This is a genomic window from Solibacillus sp. iso_87, from assembly GCF_056173085.1.
In genome coordinates, this window is the sequence record NZ_CM149656.1 from 2,524,715 (window position 1) to 2,546,317 (window position 21,603).

Annotated in this window: 19 protein-coding genes; 2 read left to right on the forward strand and 17 right to left on the reverse strand. The window is 39.6% G+C overall.

Features of this window, described 5'->3' with window-relative positions:
- Positions 1 to 3 precede the first annotated feature (3 nt).
- From AC0VXV_RS12860 to AC0VXV_RS12895, 8 genes are all read right to left on the reverse strand, one after another.
- Positions 4 to 636 (reverse strand): O-methyltransferase, encoded by a 633-nt coding sequence (locus tag AC0VXV_RS12860; protein WP_475528568.1) that lies wholly within the window; start codon positions 634 to 636, stop codon positions 4 to 6.
- Positions 637 to 852: 216 nt separating this feature from the next.
- Positions 853 to 1,971 carry an endolytic transglycosylase MltG gene (gene mltG, locus AC0VXV_RS12865; protein WP_475528570.1) on the reverse strand — a complete coding sequence of 373 codons (1,119 nt, stop codon included), beginning with the start codon at positions 1,969 to 1,971 and terminating at the stop codon, positions 853 to 855.
- A 187-nt stretch (positions 1,972 to 2,158) separates the two neighbouring features.
- Entirely contained in the window at positions 2,159 to 2,671 is a 513-nt protein-coding gene (locus AC0VXV_RS12870) for a DUF1292 domain-containing protein (protein WP_475528571.1), read from the reverse strand.
- A 73-nt stretch (positions 2,672 to 2,744) separates the two neighbouring features.
- Positions 2,745 to 3,035, reverse strand: coding sequence for a DUF1292 domain-containing protein (locus AC0VXV_RS12875; protein WP_014823362.1), 291 nt, complete (start codon positions 3,033 to 3,035; stop codon positions 2,745 to 2,747).
- 107 nt (positions 3,036 to 3,142) lie between these two features.
- The gene (gene ruvX / locus AC0VXV_RS12880; protein WP_008407654.1) at positions 3,143 to 3,559 is read right to left on the reverse strand and encodes a Holliday junction resolvase RuvX; all 417 of its coding nucleotides are present in this window, start codon (positions 3,557 to 3,559) and stop codon (positions 3,143 to 3,145) included.
- A complete protein-coding gene (locus tag AC0VXV_RS12885) occupies positions 3,556 to 3,828 on the reverse strand; it encodes an IreB family regulatory phosphoprotein (RefSeq protein WP_014823361.1) in 273 nt (90 codons plus the stop codon). The genes ruvX and AC0VXV_RS12885 overlap by 4 nt, the downstream gene beginning before the upstream one ends.
- 117 nt (positions 3,829 to 3,945) lie before the next feature.
- Positions 3,946 to 6,618 (reverse strand): alanine--tRNA ligase, encoded by a 2,673-nt coding sequence (gene alaS / locus AC0VXV_RS12890; RefSeq protein WP_475528572.1) that lies wholly within the window; start codon positions 6,616 to 6,618, stop codon positions 3,946 to 3,948.
- A 397-nt stretch (positions 6,619 to 7,015) separates the two neighbouring features.
- Positions 7,016 to 8,164: an MFS transporter gene (locus tag AC0VXV_RS12895; RefSeq protein WP_475528574.1), complete on the reverse strand. Its 1,149-nt coding sequence runs from the start codon at positions 8,162 to 8,164 to the stop codon at positions 7,016 to 7,018.
- 103 nt (positions 8,165 to 8,267) lie between these two features.
- On the opposite strand from AC0VXV_RS12895, the gene yeiL reads away from it, so the two are divergent.
- A complete protein-coding gene (gene yeiL / locus AC0VXV_RS12900; protein ID WP_475528575.1) occupies positions 8,268 to 8,936 on the forward strand; it encodes a transcriptional regulator YeiL in 669 nt (222 codons plus the stop codon).
- 52 nt (positions 8,937 to 8,988) lie between these two features.
- Here the strand turns inward: yeiL and AC0VXV_RS12905 are convergent, their stop codons facing one another.
- Positions 8,989 to 10,200, reverse strand: coding sequence for a NupC/NupG family nucleoside CNT transporter (locus AC0VXV_RS12905; protein WP_475528576.1), 1,212 nt, complete (start codon positions 10,198 to 10,200; stop codon positions 8,989 to 8,991).
- A gap of 332 nt (positions 10,201 to 10,532) precedes the next feature.
- Positions 10,533 to 13,028: an SF1B family DNA helicase RecD2 gene (gene recD2 / locus AC0VXV_RS12910; protein ID WP_475528577.1), complete on the reverse strand. Its 2,496-nt coding sequence runs from the start codon at positions 13,026 to 13,028 to the stop codon at positions 10,533 to 10,535.
- 162 nt (positions 13,029 to 13,190) lie between these two features.
- Between recD2 and hisA the strand changes: the two genes are divergently transcribed.
- On the forward strand, positions 13,191 to 13,949 hold the full coding sequence (gene hisA / locus AC0VXV_RS12915; protein WP_475531464.1) for a phosphoribosylformimino-5-aminoimidazole carboxamide ribotide isomerase: 759 nt from the start codon (positions 13,191 to 13,193) through the stop codon (positions 13,947 to 13,949).
- A 95-nt stretch (positions 13,950 to 14,044) separates the two neighbouring features.
- Here hisA and AC0VXV_RS12920 read toward each other — a convergent pair whose 3' ends face one another.
- From AC0VXV_RS12920 to AC0VXV_RS12950, 7 genes are all read right to left on the reverse strand, one after another.
- The gene (locus AC0VXV_RS12920; protein WP_350477580.1) at positions 14,045 to 14,938 is read right to left on the reverse strand and encodes a manganese catalase family protein; all 894 of its coding nucleotides are present in this window, start codon (positions 14,936 to 14,938) and stop codon (positions 14,045 to 14,047) included.
- Between the two features lie 65 nt (positions 14,939 to 15,003).
- Positions 15,004 to 15,210 carry a YuzF family protein gene (locus AC0VXV_RS12925; protein ID WP_251689991.1) on the reverse strand — a complete coding sequence of 69 codons (207 nt, stop codon included), beginning with the start codon at positions 15,208 to 15,210 and terminating at the stop codon, positions 15,004 to 15,006.
- Positions 15,211 to 15,273: 63 nt separating this feature from the next.
- A complete protein-coding gene (gene dtd / locus AC0VXV_RS12930; RefSeq protein WP_475528579.1) occupies positions 15,274 to 15,726 on the reverse strand; it encodes a D-aminoacyl-tRNA deacylase in 453 nt (150 codons plus the stop codon).
- Positions 15,727 to 15,744: 18 nt separating this feature from the next.
- Positions 15,745 to 17,940, reverse strand: coding sequence for a RelA/SpoT family protein (locus tag AC0VXV_RS12935; protein ID WP_350477578.1), 2,196 nt, complete (start codon positions 17,938 to 17,940; stop codon positions 15,745 to 15,747).
- A gap of 196 nt (positions 17,941 to 18,136) precedes the next feature.
- Entirely contained in the window at positions 18,137 to 18,649 is a 513-nt protein-coding gene (locus AC0VXV_RS12940) for an adenine phosphoribosyltransferase (RefSeq protein ID WP_008407673.1), read from the reverse strand.
- Between the two features lie 16 nt (positions 18,650 to 18,665).
- A complete protein-coding gene (gene recJ / locus AC0VXV_RS12945) occupies positions 18,666 to 20,987 on the reverse strand; it encodes a single-stranded-DNA-specific exonuclease RecJ (RefSeq protein WP_475528580.1) in 2,322 nt (773 codons plus the stop codon).
- 234 nt (positions 20,988 to 21,221) lie between these two features.
- Positions 21,222 to 21,587, reverse strand: a complete 366-nt coding sequence (locus AC0VXV_RS12950; protein WP_475528581.1) for a LapA family protein — start codon at positions 21,585 to 21,587, stop codon at positions 21,222 to 21,224.
- Positions 21,588 to 21,603 lie beyond the last annotated feature (16 nt).

The window sequence follows — 21,603 nt, forward strand, 5'->3', positions numbered from 1 at the left end:
TAATCACCTCTTCAAACAAATTAACAAACCATCACCGACAGGGAAAAAGGCACTCGAATAGTCCGGATGTGCCATGATCCAGTCTGAAAATGTTTTTAAGTTGCGGATCATCGTTCTTTTTCTTCTAGGTACTTCTTTTATATCTAAATCTGATAATCCGTGCATATACATATTATCAATGTATAAAACGCCACCCGATGGTACGAGTGTTGCGTATTTTTCGAAAAACTTCATGTATTGCCCTTTTGCCGCATCAATAAAAACAGCATCAAAAGTAGTAGGAAGTGTTTCCATATCTACCTCTAACGCATCACCTTCTATTACTTGTATGCGGTTTGCCACCTCTGATCTTGCAATGAATTCCTTGGCATACTGAACTCGCGACACATCGCGTTCTATCGTCACAATTTGACAATCAGGAAGTGCTTGAGCCATTCGTATAGCAGAATAACCAATTGCCGTTCCAATTTCCAAAATCGATTTCGGATTTTGAATTCGCAAAATTTGATTCAGTGACTCAATCCCGGCAAGCTGCATGATCGGTACATGATTCTGTTCTGCGAAGTGTTCCATTTCCAATAGTAATTCATCCCGTTCAGGAATGAAGGAAGCAATATAAGCGTCTGATAATTCCATTCGTCATTCTCCCTTTACCTGGTTGTTTGCGCACATCTTTCATTCACAAGAAAAAAGACGAAACGAAAATGTTTGCGCCTACAAAATTGTTATATAAGGACAAAAAATCACAATTTATAATAGCATGAAAAGAAAAGGAATGCGAACAATTTACTGAATTCCATCGTAAAACGGAAATTTCAAGCCATTCGATTCCTTTTCTATAACTTAACTTTCTTAACGTAAATATTTTTCGATGTTCGCTAAATGTTCATCATACGTTTTAGCAAAATGATTTATGCCTTCTTTATCTGCCAGGAAGTATAAATAATCTGTTTGTGAAGGGTTCAACGCCGCTTCAATTGATGTTTTTCCGGCTCCCGCGATTGGTCCTGGAGGCAATCCAACATTTTGATACGTATTATACGGGTTGTCCACTTCCAAATCTTCATACAGCACGCGATCTTTATGCGAGCCTAATGCATACAGTACGGTTGGGTCTGTCTGTAAAGGCATCTCAATTTCCATACGGTTATAGAATACACTCGCAATTGTTTCACGATCCGTTTGCGCAGTTGCCTCTTCTTCAAGTAATGATGCAAATGTCAGCAATTCATGAACCGATGTTTCGCGTTCTTCCAATATAGGAGTATATTCGGAAACAATGGTATTCATCGCAGAAAGCATTGTGCCGATAATTTCCTCAATCGTTGGGTTTTCCTCAAAGAACGGATATGTTGCCGGATATAAATAACCTTCTAACGGATGACGGATATTTTCCTTTAAAATAGCTTCTGACAATAAATCAGGATATTCAGTGATTAATTGCTCGACATACGCGGCATCCGTCACTTTTTTCATGAAGTCCTCTGCCTTATGAGAAGTATTTCTCTGTACAACATCAGCTACTTGCTCGAGCGTTAACCCTTCTGGCACTGTCATTGTAAATACAGGCTCGCGATACACACGACCTGTCTTTAAGCTTTCAATAATTTCGTCGAGTGTCATGGATTTCGTTAAAGAATAACTGCCGGCTTGGAATTCCGATTCATTTTTAAATTTAGTGTAATATTTAAAAATCTGCGCATTCTTTACAATGCCCTTATCTTCTAGAATAGTTGATATTAATGTAATACCTGAGCCCATCGGAATTTCGACTTCAACTTTTTCGTTCGATTCCGGGTCCATTGGTTCCAATGCCGATGTCACATAGTTGTATCCTGCGAAACCGACAATGGCAATAATAAGAAGAGCTACAAGCGCGATGATTCCCACAATTTTACGCACCGTTTTAACTTCCCCTTTACGCTCTTTCATCTTATTGAACATTTCTTGCTTCTTATTTTCGTCTAGCACGGGAGTCCCCCCTTTTTCTCTTCCATAATGATACATAAAAATCTCTTTCGACACAATATAGAGGCACGAAAGGTATGGAAATTCTCACTATTTGCGACGTTTTATAATAGAAAATGTTCGTTTTTGTCTATTTTTGAACAATAAAAAAACCTTACTGTCGTATACATAGTCAGTAAGGTTCTTAAAATTAGTTTTGTGCTAATGAGTTTAATACTTGTTCTACCATTTCCCACTCTTCATCTGTTTCGATAGGAAGCAAGTCTGCTACTTCACCGTTATCGCCAGTGGTATAAGCAGAAGCGTATACTTCCTCCAGTACAGGCTCATCGTCTTCCATAATTGCGTAGAATAAGTAATTTTTGCCGTTGCTTTCGAAGCGGTGCAATATTTGGCACATAACTTCTTCATCATCTTCATTCGTGATTGTGAAGTAATTTGTCTGATCCGAGCCAAATTCAGCAAGCACCGTATTCATAACTTCTTCAACCATTGCCCATTCTTCATCTGTTTCAATATCTGAAAAGCCGCTCATTTCGCCATTCTCATCAAGAACATAGCGAAGTGCAGAAATACCTGCTTCTTCATCACCGATTAATGAGAATAAAACATAAGAATGCTCTTCCGAATCAAATGTAAATACAACGCGGCATTGCTGCTCTCCGCCGTCTTCTTTTTGCAAAATAAAAATATTTTCTTCCATACTAATTCCTCCCAATGAATGAATAAAACAGAGCAGGTTCATCACCCACTCTGTTTTTATCGTGTCAAATGAATTATTCTTCTTCGCCTAATTCGTCTTCAATCTGATTTAATACTTCTTCGATTAAATCCCATTCTGCTTCTGTTTCGATCGGCGTTAATTCGCCATCTTCACCGTTTTCAGCAGGAACGAATGCAGAGGCAAAGATTTCAACCGCGCCATCTTCATCTTCTTCTGCGCCTACTAAAGAATATAATACGTATGATTTACCGAATTCTTCCGAATCGAAAGTGTGTAAAATTTCGCAAAGTTGTTCGTTGCCGTTTTCATCGACTACTGTAATGTGATTTTGTTGTTCTGACATGATCGTCACCTCTTCATAATATTTAGGCATTGGTGCCTGTTGTTGCTCAATTCATTATACATAAAGCCTTTTCGGATAAGTACAAAAAAGCCTCATGTGGAGCAACTTTAGTTTTTACTATCTAAATAACCTTGTAAAATCATGACAGCAGCCATTTTATCAATAACTTGCTTTCTTTTTTTACGGCTTACGTCTGCTTCGATCAGCATACGCTCAGCAGCCATCGTTGTCATACGCTCGTCCCATAGCTTAACAGGAAAACCGAATGTATCTTCCAGCAGCTTTTTATAGCTTTCGGAAGCTTCCCCTCTGGGACCGATTGTATTATTCATGTTTTTCGGGTAGCCTACAACAAATTCTGTTACATTGTGTTCCTTTACAAGCTCATTAATACGTTCAATACCAAATTCGCCTGCCGCTTCATCGATTTTTATTGTCTCGATTCCTTGCGCTGTCCACCCTAGCGCATCGCTAATTGCAACGCCGACTGTTTTCGAGCCGACGTCTAAACCCATAATTCTCATTTATCCGCCTCAGTATTCTTTCTAATATAAAATCTAACGAGTTCCTCTAAAATCTCGTCACGTTCAAGCTTGCGGATTAAATTACGTGCGTCCTGGTGGCGAGGGATGTATGCCGGATCGCCAGATAATAAATACCCTACAATTTGATTTGTTGGATTATACCCTTTTTCCTCTAAAGCCGTATACACCTTCAGCATCACTTGCTTTACTTCTTGTTCCATGGATTCTTCTGGAAAACTGAATTTCATTGTTTTATCGAAAGAACTCAAGACCAGCACCTCGCTTTCAGCAATGAGGAGATGGAGCACACTCTCCCATCTCCATTTATATCATTATAACTTATTCCTGCAAGCACTTCAAATATGCCAGTAGTAAAATTTAGATGTTTAGAAAGATTTTACATGTTCGTAAACTGCATTTAACGCTTCTTCCAGTTTAGCAGCATCTTTTGCACCGGCCATTGCCATATCCGGACGACCGCCACCTTTACCGCCGCAAGCTTCAGCAACTTGCTTCACAATGTTCCCAGCGTGATAGTTTCCACCTACGATATCTTTCGTTACACCCGCGCATAACATTACCTTCTCGCCATCGACAGCACCAAGAACAATAACAGCTGAATCCATTTTTTCTTTTAAATCATCCATCATTTGGCGTAATTGATTATTGTCTTTTGCTTCTACACGAGTTGCAAGTACTGTCACATCACCAATTTTTTGTGCGGCATCCAATACTGCGCCAGCTTGTGCATTTGCAATTTTTTGAGACAATGAATCATTTTCGCGTTGAAGTTCTTTGTAATCCGCTTGAAGTGTCGCCACACGAGTTGCCACGTCTTTAGCATTTGATTTTAAAAGTCCCGCTGCTTCATTTAAGATCGCTTCTTCTTCTTTAATCGCTTCGTATGCCGCTTTTCCTGTAACAGCCTCGATACGGCGTGTACCTGCACCGATACCGCTTTCAGATACGATTTTGAAAATGCCGATTTCAGATGAACGGCTTACATGCAATCCACCACAAAGTTCGATAGAGTAGTCTGAAACGGCTACAACGCGGACAACATCACCATATTTTTCACCGAACAGTGCCATTGCACCCATCGCTTTTGCAGAATCGATATCCATTTCCTGAATAACGACTTCGATATCTTCCCAAATCTTTTCGTTCACTGCACGCTCAACTTGTGCAAGCTCTTCTTTCGTTGCAGCGCCAAAGTGAGAGAAGTCAAAGCGTAAACGGTCCGGTCCTACATAAGAACCTGCTTGTGCTACATGGTCACCTAATACGTCTTTTAATGCACGGTGCATTAAGTGTGTTGCTGTATGGTTTTTAAGGATTAATTTACGTTTTGCTTCATCTACTTTTGCAGTAGCCATATCACCGACATTCATTTCACCTGATTCAACTACAACTGTGTGCAATGGCTGACCATTTGGTGCTTTTTGAACATCTTTTACGATGGCAGTGAATCCATCTGCTTCAATGATACCAGTATCGGCAATTTGCCCACCCATTTCAGCATAGAACGGTGTTTCGGATAGAATAACTAACGCTTCTTCACCTTCAGAAGCAGTTGAAGTTTCTTGTCCGTTCACTACAATTGCAGCAACTTTTGCAGAAGCTTCAAATGCATCGTAAATAAATGTAGATTGTTGTGTTAAATTTGACAGCACTTCATTTTGCACTTGCATTGAGTCCACATCAGCACGTGCATTACGTGCACGCTCACGCTGTTGTTCCATAGAAGCTTCAAAACCTTCTTGGTCAACTGTCATGCCAACTTCTTCGGCATACTCTTCCGTTAACTCAATCGGGAAACCGAATGTATCATATAGACGGAATGCATCAGCACCAGGAATAACTGTTTCGCCTTTTGCTTTTTGACTTTCTGCAACTTCGTTGAAAATTGTTAATCCGCCATCAAGTGTTTCATGGAAGCGCACTTCTTCGTTTTTAATAACGCGTTGAATAAATGCTTCCTTTTCTTTTACTTGCGGATAGAAATCATGCATAATCTCTCCGACAGTCGGCACTAATTCAAACATAAACGGCTTTTCGATGCCGATTTTTTTCGCATATCGAACAGCACGACGTAATAGACGACGCAATACATAGCCGCGGCCTTCATTTGATGGCAATGCACCGTCTCCGATAGCAAATGCTACTGTACGGATATGGTCGGCAATTACTTTAAATGGTGTATTCACATCTTCAGTCGATCCGAAAATTTCATTTAAATCCACTTCATGAGGACGTTTGTACGTACGGTTTGCAAACGTTTCTGTTTTTTCAATGATTGGCATGAAAAGATCTGTATCAAAGTTTGTTGGTACGTTTTGTACAACAGAAACGATACGTTCAAGACCCATACCTGTATCGATATTTTGCTTTGGAAGTGGTGTATATGTGCCATCCGGATTGTGGTTGAATTGAGAAAATACAAGGTTCCAAATTTCAAGGTAACGCTCGTTTTCCCCGCCAGTGTACATTTCTTCCGCCGGTGCACCAACACCGTACTCTTCACCGCGATCATAGAAGATTTCAGAGTTTGGACCAGATGGACCTTCACCGATATCCCAGAAGTTGCCTTCAAGTCGGATTAGGCGCTCTTTCGGAATCCCGATTTCGTTGTGCCATACGTCATATGCTTCCTGATCTTCAGGGTGGATTGTTACCGATAACTTTTCTGGATCGAAGCCCATCCATTTTGGGTCGGTTAAAAACTCCCAAGCGTAATGAATAGATTCTTTTTTAAAGTAATCTCCGATAGAGAAGTTCCCCAACATTTCAAAGAATGTATGGTGACGCGCTGTTTTCCCTACGTTTTCGATATCGTTTGTACGAATCGATTTTTGTGCATTAGTAATACGCGGATTATCTGGAATGATACGTCCGTCAAAATACGGTTTTAATGTCGCCACCCCTGAATTGATCCATAAAAGTGATGGGTCATTAATTGGAACTAATGGTGCTGATGGTTCAATATGATGCCCTTTTTCTTTAAAGAAATTCAAATAAAGACGACGAATTTCAGAACCTGTCATAATTTTTGTTGTCATGATAATTTTCCTCCTAATTTTTATTGAAGTCGATGAATTTTGGTACGATTAATTACACCTTCACGTAAATAAGTGCTTCGTTCACCGGTAATCTTAATAATCCGCTGAAGAAAACAAAAAAAGCCCTCATCCCGGTAAAGGGACGAAGACTATTATCTCGTGGTACCACCCTAATTTATAATGCGCTATGCATTATATCTCAAGTGCTTGTAACGTAAGCAAACGGCAGTGATTAGCTGCACTCTGGAGTAGCTTTCGATATTTATTCGGGGAGATTTTTTCAGCCGGGAAATCTCTTTCTGCTCACGAAGTCCATACGTACTTGTTCCATCATCGTTTTCATTTTATTATGCTCTTCATTATAAAAAATAGACATCGTGCTGTCAATCGGCATTCCTTAATAATTAAAACGTTTTTTTGTCAGTAAAATTAAAAGTATCGCAGGCACTGTACATATAATCATTCCCAAAAACGCCAAACCTGGCTCGATTTCATAAAGTGCCCCACCTAATAATGTAAGAATCGCTGCACTTAAACTCATTGCAAGTGCCGAATAAATCCCCTGTGCATTTGGGATCTGCTCCTGTGGTAAAGCCTTGGAAATATAACGGATAAAGGCATAATGGGCCATGGCAAATGACAGGGCGTGAAGTGCCTGAGATATGATAAACATCGGCATATTCGGAAATGCGTAAACTAGTATCCAACGAATGCTCGAGCCAATTGCTGCAACAAGCAATAATGAAGAAGGCTTCCATTTTGTTAAAATTGTATCGGCCTTATAAAAATAAACAACTTCAAATATTACTGCGACATTTAAAATCATACCGATATAAAACGGATTTACATTCAGATCCTGCAAATAAATATATCCATAGTTATAGTAAGATGCGTGCGCCCCCTGAAGTAAAATGACGACAAACAATACGATGATAAAGCTTTTTACTTCAAATAGCCCTTTCATCGAGAGCGTTTTTCCGTTCTCTTTTACAGGCACTAAACTTAAAACTTGAGGTGCAGGCATGAATTGAATGATGAGTAGTCCCGTTAAACCTAAAATCATCATCCATAATATCATTTGCTCCCCGTACATCCCGCTGATCATACTGATGATTAGTACAGCGACGACAAACCCAAACGATCCTAACGAACGCGCTTTCCCATAATGTATGGATCCATGTTGCATTAATGTGGAAGCACTGCTCTCAACAGCAGGTAATAATGCCGGGTAAAAAGCACTGAACAGCAACGTCATTAAAAATAAGCCGCTGAATGAATTAATCGGTATGTATAGCAGCGTCACAATTAATGAACTTGCAGTAAAAAAAATCAGCACATTTTTGTTGCTCATTACTTTAGAAACAAACGGGAAAATAAACATCGTTGAGATGGCCCGTGCTACCAGTCCAAAGCCCATTATGATGCTCGCTTCGGAAACCGTAAGCCCTTTATCGTTAATTAGCCAACCTGTCCAATATGGCAGGAAAATACCCCATGTAATAAAGAACATAAAGAAGTTTTTCGCGAGCCAACGCTGATTATTCATAGTCTTCATCCTTTTTCGTTTTTATTAAGTTGAATATTAACATGAGAAATACTACAATAATGTGATAAATCTCATATTCTACCGAAAGGAGTTGCTCTATAATTTGAGAAAGTTACCAATAGATGAAAGTCTCTCATATATCGAACAATACCCGATTTCCCAATATTTTTCGTTTGATATTGTTCCATATATCCATGTGTATGAATTCGATAAAGGCGAATTTATTTTCCATGAGCATTCCTTCCCCGACTATTTGTATTACATGGTTGAAGGGAAAGCTAAATTATATATTACCCATAAAAACGGGAAAATTTCGCTCATCGATTTTATTACGGCTCCAACATTCATGGGTGAAATGGAACTTTTAAATGCTGAACGCTATTCAAAAGGCATTCAAACTTTATCAAAGTCAGTATGTTTTGCGATTTCGATTCAGGAAGTGAAGGAAAAATTATTGGCAGATCCTGTGTTTCTGAAAATGCTCTGTATTTTTTTAAGTCACAAAGCAACGACAGCAACAGCAAAATATACACAAAACCAGGCCTATCCGTTGGAAAACCGATTAGCCTCATTCATTCTACTATCATCAGACCAACAATTCTATAAAGAAAAACATACTGAGGTATGTGATTACTTAGGCGTATCTTATCGCCACTTGCTATTTGTTCTTGCACAATTTAGCGAAGCCGGTTATATAACGAAACAAAATCGCGGGTATGTTCTGACAAATCGATCTGAACTGGAAAAACTCGCATCAGAAATTACGTATTAAAAAAAGACTGCGCTAAATATTTTTAGCACAGTCTCTTGAACACTGAAAGATATTAAATAAACATACCAGCAATTGCAGCTGATAGTAATGATGCCAATGTACCTGCAACAACAGCTTTAATCGCAAGCTGTGCAATCATTGGCCGCTTATCCGGTGCCATACCACCTAAACCACCGATTAAAATACCCATTGAGCTTAAGTTTGCAAAACCACAAAGTGCAAACGAAATAATAATGGCTGTTTTGTCGGATAGCTCGCCGATAACCGGACCGAAGTTAGAGTAGGCAACAAATTCATTTAAAATTAATTTTTGACCGATAAATGAACCTGCACGTACTGCTTCATCCCATGGAACACCGATTAAAAATGCTAATGGCGCAAAGACATAGCCTAATAAACCTTCAAGTGTTACATTATCAAAACCGAATAATCCTGTAATACCGCCTAAAATACCGTTTAATAAGGCAATTAACGCGATGAAACTTAATAGCATTGCCCCAACGTTTACAGCTAATTTCAATCCGTCAGATGCACCAACAGCCGCTGCATCAATAACATTTGTCGCTTCAGAATTACGCTCTAATTTAAAGTCATCTTCATTTACTTCTTCTGTTTCAGGGATCATTAATTTCGCCATTACCAGTCCAGCTGGAGCAGCCATGAAACTTGCCGCCAGTAAGTATTCAAGTGGAACACCTAATAATGAATAACCGATTAATACCGAACCTGAAACCGATGCAAGTCCACCTGTCATAACAGCGAACATTTGCGATTTCGTCATTTTATTTAAAAATGGACGAATTACAAGCGGCGCTTCTGTTTGTCCAACGAAAATATTGGCAGCAGCGTTTACTGATTCCGCTTTTGTTGTACCTAATACTTTTGATAAGAAACCACCGATAATCTTAATGACAAATTGCATAATCCCCAAGTAATAAAGGACAGAAATTAAAGATGAGAAGAAAATAATAATTGTTAATACGCTCATCGCGAATACAAATCCAACATTTTCCGGATTTGCTAAACCGCCGAATACGAAGTTAATCCCTTCATTGGCATAACCAACTAGTTTCTGCACACCTTCAGAAAGTTGCATAAGCTTCTCACGGCCGTAAGACCACTTTAATACGATAAATGCAAAAATCAACTGGACAACTAATCCTGAAACAATAATTCTCCATTGAATTGCTTTACGGTTATTAGATAACCCGATGGCAATCAGTACGATTCCCAGAATACCTATGATTCCCCATACGAAATCCATGTATGTGCACCTTCTTTTTAAGTTTTGAAAACCTTTTCATTTTCTAAAATTTGACATCAAACTTCGGACGTCATATAAGTTTTTTTCATACTAACATATCCACACAAATAATATTAATTAATAGTTTCTTTCAAAATTTCTGATTTTTTCGCAAAAAGTTATCATTTTTTTATTATGCCCCGTTTTGTTTCAAACTTTTATTATATTCAAAACATTTTCCCTCTACCCTTGAACATAAACACATCATTTAATAAATTTGTCCAAAATAGTACATTTCATGAGCAATAAAAAACTAGCCATTCCCATTCAAACATGAACGAAAATGGCTAGTTCTATTCTTCATTGAAGTCGTATGGCGAAATATTTGCCATACCAATTAATGGATGAATATATGGTGCTGTTTCTGCTGTTAAGTGATTTGGCAACGATTCCCCAATTTTATGTGAAGCCGAAACATTCAAGAGACCAAGCTGCTCTGTAGAAGAGTTTTGTTTCACTTCTTTAACGGACGCTTCTTTCTCTTCTATTTCCGGTGACTCTACTGTCTTTTCTTCAGTGGTAAATTCGGGATTTAGTCGTCCCTTTAATGTTGTTAATCGGGTTAAATCATCTGTTTTTGCTAAACCGTTCGCTAATACATCCGGCTCACCGCATAAAATTAAAAAGTTTTTAGCACGTGTAATACCCGTATAAAGTAAATTTCTGCGAAGCATTTTCGAATAACCGCGGACAATCGGCATGATGACAGTTTGAAATTCCGAACCTTGGGATTTATGAATCGAACAGCAATAGGCCAATGTTATCTGATTTAAATCAGCACGTTGGTATGTCACTTCAATCCCATCATAGCTGACGATAAGCAAATCCTGCTTTTCCACTGTTTCCTTTGCACGGATTATGGAAATCACTTCACCCATATCCCCGTTGAATACATTATTATCCGGCTGATTCACTAGCTGCAGCACTTTGTCCCCGATACGATAAATTGTATCACCGAAAACAAGTTCTTTTCTCGTGCCATCATTCGGATTTACAAGCTGCTGAATTTCTTTATTTAAATTATCAATACCTGCAGGTCCTTTGTACATTGGCGCTAATACTTGAATATCTCGAATTGCCTGACCTTTCGCAAGCGCACCTTTTACAATTTGTGTGACAACACTCGTTACTTGTCCTGCTCCTGCCTGAATAAAAGAACGGTCCGTTGTTTTTGCAGTCAATGTATTCGGAACTTTACCTTTTTTTATTTGGTGGGCCATCTCTATAATTGTAGACCCTTCCGCCTGACGGTAAATATCCGTTAATTCAACGGTTGGAATTTGCTTGGATGCAAGTAAATCCTTTAATACTTGCCCTGGTCCAACAGGCGGTAACTGATCCTGGTCTCCTACAAAAACGACCTGTACATCTTCATGCAATGCTTTTAAAAGCTGATGTGCCAGCCATGTATCCACCATCGACATCTCATCGATAATGATGAGTCGTCCTACTACTTCACGTTCTGTTTCTTCATCTTTTTCCTGCCCGTTAAAACCTAGCAGCCGGTGTATTGTCATTGCAGGTAAACCAGTCGATTCCGCCAGTCTTTTCGCTGCGCGTCCTGTAGGTGCTGCAAGGACGATCGGAAACGGTTCCTCTTTTTCGGCATACGTTTTGGGGTTTAATGATAACCCGTGAAGTTCAGCATATACTTCGACCAAACCACGGACAACGGTCGTTTTTCCCGTACCCGGTCCGCCTGTTAAAATCATCACTGCGGAATTAATTGCCGTTTCAATCGCCTGTGCCTGTGTTGGCGCATATGTCACATCATATTGTTCTTCAATATCACCAATCGCTTTTCGGATTTCATCTTTCGAAAAACTTTCGGCCATTTTATTTTTTTCTTTCAGTTCATTAATCTTACTTGCAATGCCCACTTCGCTGAAATAAAGTGACGGCAAGTACATGCGTGTTTCTTCCCCGCATATTTTCGAATCCTCTCGCATTTCGATTGCCGCTTTCGAAATCGCTTCATAAGGAATTTCAATGCGCTGACTTTGTTCAAGTATATTTTTCACCATCGGAAGCACCATTTCCGCGTCCAAATAAACATGTCCTTCAGATAATGCTGCATTTGTCAGTACATGAAAAATGGCTGCTTTTATCCGATCTGGATGATTCCCAGTTATCCCCAGTTTTGCACCAAGTTCATCCGCACGTATGAATCCGACCCCTTCCACTTCCTCAATCAAACGGTAAGGGTTTTCTGTCAGCAGCTGAATTGTTTCTTCACGATACGCCTGATAAATCTTCATCCCGAGCTGAGGTCCGAAGCCCCAATCGTTCAGCCGTACCATCACCCGTTCCAATCCAAGGTTTTCCTCGATCGTTTGGCGAATATGTAATTTCTTTTCAGCAGATAAACGGGGAACAGCATCAAGTGCTGACGGATCCTCCAGTATTTTCGTGAGGGCATCCATTCCGAGCTTTTCTACGATTGTCTCTGCCGTTTTTCTGCCGACCCCTGTAAATAAGTCACTTGATAAATAATGGACAATCCCCTGCTCTGTTGTCGGCACTTCTTTTTCAAATGTGTCAATTTGAAACTGCATCCCGTATTTTGGATGACTTTTTAACTGCCCAGTAAAGCGGTATAGTTCATCATTTACTAATTGAGGGAAATAACCGACTACGATGATTTCTTTTTCGTCATACTGAATATTTGTTTCTTGAATTTTGACACGAACAATGGAGTACATATTCGTTGAATTATGAAAAATTGTTACAATTGGTCGACCTAAAATAAAAAGCTTATTTACGTCAAACAAATTTAGATTTTCCGCCATTTTCATGCCACGCTTTCTAATAAATTGTAAGCCCATTTTATCATACCGAATATAGCCTGTCCTACAATAATGCAAACAAGCCATTACGTCTGATTTTTCTATTAATTTAGCACACTAAAATGTTATGATACGTATAGAATGTAAGAGAAAGTAGTGAAGAAGATGAATTTTAGACCTTGTATTGATTTACACGACGGAAAAGTGAAGCAAATCGTCGGGAGCACTCTTGGATATGACAATAAAGAAGTAGTTGAAAATTTCACTTCTGACCAGGATTCCTCGTATTACGCTTCATTATTTCTGCAAAACAAACTGACTGGCGGACATGTTATCATGCTTGGTCCCGGAAATGAAGAAGCGGCGATTTCTGCCTTGGAAGCTTATCCGAACGGTCTTCAAATAGGCGGCGGAATTACTGCAGATAATGCACAAAAATATATTGATGCCGGTGCTTCGCATGTCATTGTGACATCATATATCTTTCATGACGGGCAGCTAGATATGGATCGTCTGCAGCAATTAGTAAAAAAAATCGGCAAAGAAAAACTTGTCCTAGATCTGAGCTGTCGTAAACATGATGGTAAATGGTATGTTGTAACAGATAAATGGACAAAATTCAGCGACTTCGAAGTAAATGCGCAGTCGATTAAGGAAATTGAAGAATATTGTGATGAACTGCTCATTCATGCGGTTGATGTGGAAGGAAAACGCAGTGGCATGCAGGAAGATTTAGTCCGTGATCTGGCGGAATGGACTTCGATTCCGACAACGTATGCTGGAGGCGTCCGTTCAATTGATGATTTGAAAAAATTCGAATCACTTTCAAATGGCAAATTACACGTAACAATCGGCAGCGCCCTTTCCATTTTCGGCGGTGAACTGGACTTCCAAACAGTAGTGAATTATTGCGAAGGTAATTGAATAAACAGAGTTCAATGAATTCCGTAAGAGACGGACATAACAAAAAGCCCATTTTTCTATCAAAGAGAAATGGGTTTATTTCTATACACTGCATTTTACATATTGAACATTAGACGTTTTGCGATCATCTGGAACTCTTCCGGACCGATTCCCGGTGCAAACTCTTCCGGCAATTCATCTAGATCCGGCATCTTTGCACCTTTTGGCGTGCCCTCTTCTACAATGAGCGGTGCATTTGTTAATGGATGCGGGCCTTTCCAGATTTTATTTATATCCTGATAATCCCCTACGTAATTCCACGTAAATAATACATTTCCATAGCCACGCTCTTCATATTTTCTTGCGTGGTCAAATACATGATTGTCAAGGCTAGGAATCGGAAGCATCCGTGTTACATCTACACCAGTCGCCATTTCCAGCGCTTTTGCATAGGCAATAACATGTGTTCCGCCTCGCACCAGTAAATAGCCGATCATTTCACGGGCTGTCGGATGATCCGTCATTTCATAAACACGCATTTTATGTGTCCGCGCGCCGCATTCCAAGAAGAAATTATGCAGTAAGTCGAGCACTAAATTCCCGCTGGAAAATACATACTCCCCATTCCAAGGTTTCCCCATCGAATCGACTGGTAAAGCTGTCTGCGCAGAAGCGATAAAGCTCTGCGTATTGCGCATATTTTTGGCGTTCATCATCGGTGCCAGATTTGGGTTACCGGAAAACGTCGTATCTTTACTGAGTAGATTGATTGTAGTCGCTACAAGTTCCACATGCCCAAACTCTTCTGCTGTAATACTCGCAACTAAATCATAAAAAGGTTTTAATTTCTTTTTTCCACGGAAATTGAATGACTGATACATATAGTTATTCAAAGTCGACATTTCGCCAAACTTTCCGCCTAATAATTCCTGTACCGCACTTGCAGCGTTTGCGTCTCCATATTCAACCTGTGGTAAATCAATAAGTAATCGATTGACGCGTTGAAACAATAAAGCACCCCCTAATTGTCATAGTAAGCTTATGACGATTAGGGGGTGCGTAGACCACATTCATTTCATTTTTTTAAAAATGGCATAATCCAAACAATTTTGTCGATACGGATATAGAACGGCGTTTGGCACACATCAAGTACAATATAGTCCGGACAGATTGCGGCCAATATCCCTTGCTGAACACGATTTCCCTCTTGCTGGACGGCAACCATTTGCCCTAAATAGTTTTGGATCGCTTCAAGCCAGTACGCGTTTGGATATGTGTTCATTTGAACCAAAAAATCACTCCTTTGTATGCATACTGTACAATATGCGAAAAAGGAGTGATCCGTTCATCGATTATTTGCCTTAGACTCGATCGTGATCGTTACAGGACCATCATTAATGAGTGCAACATCCATCATCGCACCGAAAACACCCGTTTCCACATGCAGTCCATTCGATTTTAATTGTTCATTGAATGCTTCCCATAATGGCTTTGCCTGTTCCGGTCTTGCCGCTTCAACAAAACTAGGTCGCTTCCCTTTACGAGTGTCGGCATAAAGTGTAAATTGTGAGATTGATAGAATATCACCGCCTGCTTCAGCAATGGAACGATTCATCTTGCCGTCCTCATCTTCCCAAATACGCAAGTCGGTAATTTTTTTCGCTACATATTTAATATCTTCTTCTGTATCACTATGTGTAATGCCGACAAGCAGCACATAGCCTTTTTGAATGGCACCTGTTACTTGTCCATCGACTGTAACAGATGCCTGTTTTGAACGTTGTAATATTACACGCATCTTTTCCCCTACTATCTATTAATTAATTACACGCTGAACGGAGTAAATATCCGGAAGCTGTTTAATTTTTTCGACAACACGATGTAGTCCTGAAATATTGGTAATGGCAATTGTTAAATGAATCGTGGCAATTTTTTCACGATCTGCACGACCTGTAACTGCCAAAATATTTGTTTTCGCTTCACTGACAGCATGCATGACGTCATTTAAAATGCCTGGACGGTCGAATGCCGAAATCTCGATATCCACAGGGTAGTCTTTGCGAATCTGTGTGCCGTCATTTTCCCATTCCACTTCAATAAGACGTTCCAGGTTTCCATCTTCCTGGATATTTGGACAATCTGCACGGTGCACTGAAACACCTCGGCCTTTCGTAATAAAGCCGACAATATCATCACCCGGTACCGGAGTACAGCAACGTGATAAACGAATTAATAAATTATCGATTCCTTTTACAATAACACCTGATTCCGTACGCTTTTTCGGTGTCGGATTGTTCATGCTTTTAACGATTTTTTCGAGTGCTTCTTCCTGCTCACGCTCTTTGCGCATTTTTTCAGCAAGACGATTGACGATTTGCTGAGCCGTAATTCCGCCTACGCCGACAGCCGCATATAAATCATCTTCATGTGTATAGTTGAATTTTTCAATCACACGTTTAATATTTTCTGTTGTTAAAACTTCCTTCATATCAAACTCTTGAGCCTTTATTTCTTTTTCAACGAGTTCCTTCCCTTTAACAACACTTTCTTCACGCACATGCTTTTTGAAAAATTGCTTGATTTTGTTTTTCGCCTGTGAACTTTGTGCAATTTTAATCCAGTCTCGGCTCGGACCGAATGATTGTTTTGATGTTAATACTTCGACAATATCCCCTGTTTTTAAAGGAGTATCAAGCGGTACCATTTTACCGTTAACTTTTGCTCCAATTGTTTTATTCCCTACTTCCGAGTGTACGCGGTAAGCAAAGTCAATCGGTACAGAACCGGATGGAAGCTCAATAACGTCTCCTTTTGGAGAGAATACATATACCATGTCCGAGAATAAATCGAATTTCAACGATTCCATAAACTCGGCAGCATTGGATGATTCATTTTGGAACTCGAGAATTTCACGGAACCAAGTCAGCTTCTGGTCAATTGTTTCGGCATTTTGTTCTACGGTTTTGCCTTCTTTATAAGCCCAGTGTGCCGCGATACCGAACTCTGCTATTTTGTGCATATCCTTTGTACGGATCTGCACCTCAAGCGGATCCCCATATGGTCCGATGACAGTTGTATGTAGGGATTGGTACAGATTTTGCTTTGGCATCGCAATATAATCTTTAAAGCGTCCGGGCATTGGCTTCCATAATGTGTGGATTATTCCGATTACCGCGTAGCAATCCTTAATACTATCGACTAAAATACGTACCGCCAGTAAATCATAAATTTCATTAAACTGCTTTTTTTGTAATACCATTTTACGGTAAATACTATATAAATGTTTCGGACGGCCAAAAATATCCGCTTCAATCTCCACTTCTTTCAGCTGGGAATTGATTTCGTCCATTACGTTATCCAAATAAGCTTCACGTTCATCACGCTTTTTCTTCATCAAGCTGACGATCCGGTAATACTGCTGCGGATTTAAATAGCGTAATGCCGTATCCTCCAGCTCCCATTTCACTTTCGAAATCCCTAATCTGTGTGCTAATGGTGCGAAAATTTCCAGTGTTTCCTGAGAAATTCGGCGTTGTTTTTCAGCCGGTAAATGCTTTAATGTCCGCATATTGTGCAGACGGTCCGCCAGTTTTATTAATATCACTCGGATATCCTGAGCCATCGCAACGAACATTTTCCGGTGGTTTTCCGCTTGCTGCTCTTCTTTTGACATATATTTAATTTTCCCAAGCTTCGTTACCCCGTCCACAAGCTTGGCTACTTCTTCACTAAATTCATTTACTAGATCTTCGCGTGTCACTTCCGTATCTTCCACGACATCATGCAAAAATCCTGCCGCTACTGTTTCAGGATCCATCTGCAGCTCAGCCAAAATACCCGCCACTTGTACCGGATGAATAATATATGGTTCTCCTGAGCTGCGGAACTGCTCTTTATGTGCTTCTTTTGCTACCTCAAATGCTTTAACAACAAAGGTAACATGTTCTTCGTTCATATAAGATTTGACGAGCTCGAAAACATCTTCGGGCGCCAATATTTGTTCTTTCGCCATTATGAGTCCACCTGTTCTTTCTATTTTCGCTTTAAGTATAAGTTCAATTGTATAAAATATATCTACTAAATGTAAAGGCACGTGGGCATTTAGTTTTGCAGAAAGTCGAAATTTGTAGAATTATTGAACAGCTTCTAGTATATAATTCATTGAAAAAAAACTATCCCGCAAAGTTTACGCGGGATAGTTCAGTGGATTAATATTGAATTAAAGTTTTAATTGGAATATTGTTGATTTTGTTGCGGCCGTTCAATTCTGTAAGCTCGATAATGAATGCAGCACCCACTACTTCGCCGCCTAATTGCTCGATTAAGCGAACAGTAGCTTCTACTGTACCGCCTGTTGCAAGCAAGTCATCACAGATTAAAACTTTTTGGCCTGGTTTAACTGCATCTTTGTGCATTGTTAATGTGTCAGTACCGTATTCTAATCCATAATCTGCAGAAATTACTTCACGTGGAAGCTTTCCTGGTTTACGAACTGGTGCGAAACCGATTTCTAATGCATAGGCAACCGGACAACCAATAATAAATCCGCGTGCTTCAGGACCTACGATGATTTCAGCGCCAACTTCTTTTGCATATTTTACAATTTCATCAGTCGCATATTTATATGCCGGACCATTATCCATGATTGTTGTAATATCTTTAAAGCTGATGCCCTCTTTCGGCCAATTTTCAACTGTTGTTACGTATTGTTTTAAATCCATTCTTCCTATGTCCTCCTCAAGAACTCAATCGTTCATTAAACCATTGCTTAAGTTCACTGTATGTTGCATATAACAGCTTCTGCTCAAGTTCAATTTGTTGTGAACGCAATTTATATGACGGTGCTTCGGATAATGCTTTTTTTGGTGCATTTTCGTTTACTGTCGTCAAACCATTCTCTATTGTAACAAATCCTAGCTCAAAAAACACTTTTGTCATAAATTTAATTACTTCTATATTTAGTCCGATATGTTCGGATAATTGTCGAATATGTTGTTTCAAATTAAAGTCAGGACGTTTTTTCAGGAATCCGTAATACCATTTAAAGTGTTCCCTTGTCGGCATTCCATTAAAATATGCTGATTGATCGGTATATAAATGTGCATAGATTCGTTCAATTTGAACCTCTTCCAGTAATTTTTCCAATGTGGATACATTTTCCGGCAAATCGAGTAATACGATATTTTTGTGTAATTTTTCGGCTTCTGTTCCAACTGTGAAATATATAATTTCTTTCGGCATTTCCTGTTCAAAATGGACCTTTGTCTGTTCGGAAAAAGCAATAAAATCCGTTTTTTCCACGTTAATTTTAGCAAGCCAGTTTGCAGTTTTGCTTTTCCCGCGGTAATCATATAGTTGCCATTCATTAACCCGAACATCCTGTATCATGAATTGCGGTTTTTTATTGCCCTGCCATTCATTGATCTGCAAATCCCCAACTAATGATAAGGCAACTCCATATGAAATTTCATCATGTAAGGACCCTTTGTTGAACCCAATTGCATCAAGAGAGCCATACGGATCTTCCAGCTCCATCTTCAGATGATTTTCTCCGGAACCAATTTTGCGCATCGATTTTACTTTTACATCCTGAATGCCAAAAACCGGCTTCGGAAATTCTGTGCCAAATGGGGCCAATTGCCGCAGTTCTTCAATCGCATCGACGGTAATTTCACTTAGCTCAATCGGCACATCAATCTGCATCTTCTGTATAAGCTGCTCTTCGGTTAAACAAAGTCGAGCCTGTTCATTTAAACGTATACGCAATGAATCCACATGTTCAATCGGAAATGTCATTCCCGCTGCCATTGGATGTCCGCCGAAATGCGGTAAAATATCACGGTTTTTCGCCAACTCATTATACAGATGGAACCCTTCAATACTTCTCGCGGAACCTTTTGCGATTGCTTTTTCATGATTGAGTGAAAGAACGATTGTCGGACGATAATATTTTTCAACTAGTCGCGACGCAACAATCCCGACAACACCCGGATTCCAACCTTCTCCCGCTACTACTAAAACAAGGGAATCTTTTATGGTAACATCATTTTCAATCATTGCCATTGCTTCATGTGTAATGTTTTCTACAATTTTTTTCCGTTCTGTATTTTTATCATTTAATTGGATTGCCAATACATTTGCCTGTATCGGGTCTTCACTCATTAAAAAATGCACACCCGGTTCGGCACTGCCTAAACGCCCAATTGCATTAAGACGCGGGCCAAAATAAAAACCAACTGTTTCTTCATTAATATCTCTCTGGTTTGCCCCTGAAGCATCACAAATGGCCTTAACCCACGGATTTGGAGACTGTTTTAATGCCTGCAACCCGCGCTGTACTAAATAGCGGTTTTCGCCAACAAGCGGCACTAAATCGGCAATTGTCCCAACCGCCACATATTCAAATAAATGGTCCGGCAACTCGCCATATAATGCATGTGCCAATTTGAATGCAACACCTACCCCTGCCAGCTCGCCAAACGGGTAATGACCTTCTGGTACACGTGGGTGGATAATAACATTGGCATCCGGTAAAACATCCCCCGCCTCATGATGATCGGTAATAATCACATCCATACCAAGTTCTCTGGCCATTTTTACTTGCTCAATCCCGCTTATCCCATTATCGACCGTAATAATTAAATTTACGCCATCTTCATAAGCTTTTTTGAAAAGTTCTACGTTCGGTCCATATCCATGAATAAACCGATCCGGAATGACAAAGCTGACATCTGCCCCCAGATCAAGTAAAGCATTGAGCAGAACAGTTGTACTTGTAATACCATCGGCGTCGTAATCACCGTAAACGAGAATCTTTTCACCGTTATCCAATGCTTGTTCAATACGCATAACCGCATCTTCCATCCCGGCCATTAGAAACGGATCATGGAACTGGGTTTCATCAATTTTCAGTAATGGCTTTGCTTGTTCTATTGATGTGCAGCCACGGGCAATTAAGATTTTTGCTGCGATCGTTGAAATATTCAGCTGTTCAGTAAATTGTTTTACAAGTTGTTCATCTTGTTTTGTTATTGTCCATAATTTTTGTGACTGTATCATATATATTCACTTCCTCACGCAGTTCATTATAACGGAAATCTATTACGTTTCCCAAAGTTTCTTCTGATATTAATAGAAAAATTGATATGTAATTTCAGGAAGAGTGTTTAATAAAATGGATACATTATACTGTCATCAAACTGTTTCTTTACCGAATATGTTAATCAATTAAAAAAGCTATTTGAAACGTTTTTCCTGTTTCAAATAGCTACTATTAGTCAGCATCCCTTTTGCCTAATTTTTCGGCATTTCCTCATTATCCCGAATTTCTTCTGTCACAAATGCGGAAGCACTCCGTTCCCGGAGCTCGTTTTTCAATCGGACAATCTCAGCATCCTTCTCATTAATCAGTACATGCGCTGCTTCAAGTTCTTTTCGAACTGCTTTCGTTTGCTTTTTACCTCCATACATACGGAATGCCGAAAAACAAAAGCTGATGATAAAACCGATTAATACCGATCCTAAAATGATTAATATCAACGGCCAGCGCGCTTCTCCAAAAACATAATTGACCTGCACGCTATCCACATTTACTGTAGCAAAGATGGCAATTATAATAGCAAAAATAAGTCCAACTACCAATGTCCATTGAATTTTCATATTAGTCTCCTCTCAT